The organism is Moorena sp. SIO4A5 (genome assembly GCF_010672005.1).
GTDB lineage: Bacteria > Cyanobacteriota > Cyanobacteriia > Cyanobacteriales > Coleofasciculaceae > Moorena.
The window spans coordinates 1-3319 of sequence record NZ_JAAHHZ010000536.1; the positions used below are offsets into that span (position 1 = coordinate 1).

4 protein-coding genes are annotated in these 3319 nt (G+C 41.3%); 3 read left to right on the forward strand and 1 reads right to left on the reverse strand.

Going from position 1 to position 3319, the window contains the following annotated elements:
- A partial coding sequence (locus F6K57_RS40540; protein ID WP_293074596.1) for a caspase family protein occupies window positions 1-293 on the reverse strand: 293 nt, incomplete at its 3' end.
- A 649-nt stretch (window positions 294-942) separates the two neighbouring features.
- On the opposite strand from F6K57_RS40540, the gene F6K57_RS40545 reads away from it, so the two are divergent.
- The 3 genes from F6K57_RS40545 (at window position 943) to F6K57_RS40555 (ending at window position 3318) form a co-directional block, all read left to right on the forward strand.
- On the forward strand, window positions 943-1131 hold the full coding sequence (locus F6K57_RS40545) for a hypothetical protein (RefSeq protein ID WP_293054707.1): 189 nt from the start codon (window positions 943-945) through the stop codon (window positions 1129-1131).
- Window positions 1132-1415: 284 nt separating this feature from the next.
- Window positions 1416-2585 carry a transposase gene (locus F6K57_RS40550; protein WP_330359421.1) on the forward strand — a complete coding sequence of 390 codons (1170 nt, stop codon included), beginning with the start codon at window positions 1416-1418 and terminating at the stop codon, window positions 2583-2585.
- Window positions 2586-2991: 406 nt separating this feature from the next.
- Window positions 2992-3318 carry a tetratricopeptide repeat protein gene (locus F6K57_RS40555; RefSeq protein WP_081431141.1) on the forward strand — a complete coding sequence of 109 codons (327 nt, stop codon included), beginning with the start codon at window positions 2992-2994 and terminating at the stop codon, window positions 3316-3318.
- Window position 3319: the final 1 nt, after the last annotated feature.

A 3319-nucleotide genomic window follows, 5' to 3' on the forward strand; every position in this document is an offset into this window, starting at 1 on the left:
TCATTGAGAGCGACTCCATGACCAGCGAAGTAAAATAATAAGCGGTCATTTTTAGTGACTTGTTCTGGTAAAGTATGAAATAAAAATTTGTGGAAGTTAGACAGAGTTGCCACTTCGTCTAAGCATACCCAGACTTGGTAATCATGCTTGGTGCGGAGAATTTCTACTAGTTTTTTGGCATCGTTTACGGCGGTGTTCAGGGCGGAAATACCGTTTGTGTAGTTATTGATGCCGATGATAAATGCGAGATTGCGGGAGAACATATAGCAGTTGGCAATTTTATTAACTGCCAAATTATGGTTTTTTATTCAACAGGAATAACCCCTTATTAAGGGGCAGATATGTTTCAAAATTCGTAAGCATTTAGCTAAGGCAATACCTGCTAAATGCTGGGGGCTAATAGCCGATTTTTAAGTATCTATAAACTTATCTGGCTAACCCCCAAAAATTATGCATAAAATTTTCAATACCAGACCAGGTGGCTCTCCCACAGGACTTACCCACGAACACTCTTAAGTCCCCATCTTCCCCCTATCGCCACACTCTTGCCCCTGTTCCCTAGGCAACATTTCTGCCAATTACCAATTACCAGGCTTCATTGATAAATTGAATAAAATTGTTGGCTTCTCTAGGGCTAATGCTAATAAAAATAACCAGATAAATAATTAACATTAAGCTTAATGTATTGAACTCTCTCATTTCTAGTTTCCTCAGAATAGTTAGGGATTAACTTAGTGATTGACTTAGTGATTGAAGGTATAATAGTAAGGATTAGTAAGTATTCAGCTATCAACAGCTGATAGCTGACAAGGGTAGCTTTGCCACTAGCCCGTTAGCCCTAGACTGAATCCTGACATAGCTGTCGTTTAGAACTCTCCAATTAACAAGCTTTAATCAACTTCCTCTAGTTTCGTAGCTTTTTCAGGTTTTAACAGTACCCTTGTGGGTACTCTTAATCCTGGAACTGTCAGCTTTTGGACTGTGATTCGTCACAATCCAAATCTCTCCCCAAAGCTAGCTATACAGGAGTTTTTCCCGATTCCCGATTCCCGATTCCCGATTCCCGATTCCCGATTCCCGAACCCAATTGAGAACTGTTATATTGGGTGGCATGGGTGCCTACACCATTGAACTGGGTATCTGCCTAGCTCATAAATCCCTTTGATAGTGCGGTCGTTTTCTTTTCTTTGTTATCCTTATTACTTTTTTCTCTGTTCACCGAGAAAAGGGGGTTCGGGGGATGAGAAGCTCTTGCCTTTAGGTATAGGAAGGGATAATCCCCCAGAGCCAACCGTTCGCGCAGCGTGACATGCAGGTCAAGGGTTCAATACCCTTGAGGTTGGCGGCGAGATCTTCGGGAATATCCAGAATCTTGGTGTAGAATAAAATATATAGTCACCTTTGAAGTGATGGAGATGGTAAACACAGTATTAACAATAGTTTGCAAGATTCAACCGACCCCTGAACAAGCCGATAAAATTGAGGCGACACTCGAAGGGTTTGCGGATGCTTGTACCTATACCAATAATGCTGTTAAGCCGTCCATAACCAGTAAAAACGCCATACAAGCTCAGGTTTATCAATACATTAGAGAAACCTATGACTTAAGCGCAAATTTAGCAGTAAGAGTTTGTGGACGTGTGGCTGCAAACAGAAAAACTGCTAAACACAAAAACAAGCCTGTATCAAAATTCAGTCCCACTAGTGCTGATTATGATTCAAGGATTTTTAGCTACAGGGAAAAAGAGCAAACTGTTAGCTTAACTTTAGTGGGTGGTAGAGAGAGATTCCTTTTGGAGATTGGGAATTATCAAATTGGCAAACTCAAAGGGAGAAAACCTACATCGGCTCAGTTATGCAAGCATCGTGATGGTCAATATTACATCCATATTCAAATAAAAAATAAGGCTCCTAAACCCCAAAAAACGAAAAAAGTAATTGGGGTAGACTTAGGTCGCACAGATATTGCTGTTACCAGCGAAAACCACAGTTTTTCTGGTAAGCAGGTAAACGAGATTAGAGACAAATTTGCTAGGGTCAGGAAACAAATTCAGCACAAAGCCTCGAAGGGCACAAGAAGTAGTAGGCGCAAATGTCGCCAACTTCAGAAACGGCTATCAGGTAAAGAAAGACGTTTTCAGACTTGGGTCAACCACAATGTAAGTAAGGCCATCGTAGAATCGGCAAAATCTCAAGGGGCAGTGATTGCCTTGGAGGATTTGACAGGTATCAGGGAAAGAACAAACCTCCAGCCAAGATCTAAAACTGAAAAAAGAAGATCCAACAATTGGGCATTCTATCAACTTCGCGAATTTATACAATATAAGGCTTTAGAGGCTGGAGTAAAAGTTATCTTTGTTAATCCTCGTTATACTTCCCAGACATGCCATCAATGCCTACACATCCATCCAATTAAGGGTAAATCTTACAGGTCTCGAAAGCGCTACAAATGTGGTGCCTGTGGATGGAATGGGGATGCTGACTTTAACGGTTCTATGATGATTAAATTATTGGGGCAGAGCGTAACCCTGCCCGGAGGTTCGTACTTATCCTGTTCTCTAACAGATATTGTACAGGGCTACTAAAAGCCCCTGGCATAAGTGCCGTGGGGATTGGTTACTCTACCCTGATAGTATGTCGTATTGGTCGTTAATTGTAATAGAGGTTATTACCTCTATTGTTATTCACGTGTTATTCAGAGCTGATTGACTGACAAAACTCCTACAAACTATGGTGTCGCTGCTATCCCGCTAGGGATAAAGGGTTGGAGTCGGTTGAAACCGACCTTAGCTATGAGCTGTGGACTTAAATCTATGGCGGGTTTGATAGCAAAGCCCAAGATTTTTCAGTAAACCAGTATTCAAAGACAGACTACGCCAGACTCAAACCTCATCTTTATATGCCCAAAAGCCGGGATTTTGGGGATTGGTCAATAACATCTAAATCGGTAGCTCCTGAGTAGTTTGTAGCTACCTACTAATTGAAGTAGCAATGGATAAGCCAATGGGAATTTTTAAGCCACGTCAGCAGCCAAAAGAAACCAATGCTCAAAGTGCTAATTTTTACTACTTTAGAGGAATTAGCCATGTACTGGTGGGCAGATTTCAAGCAGCCATTCTGGAATTGAATGAAGCGATTGAGATTGACCCCAACCATGCTGCTGCCTATGACAACCGTGGGATGTGCCTTCGAGAATTAGGTAAGCATCAAGAAGCCCTAGCAAATTTTCAAAAATCAGCAGAAATTTATCAAAAAAAGGGTAAAACGGAAGATTATCACAAGATAATAGCCAAAATTCACGACCTTCACTTACGGTGAT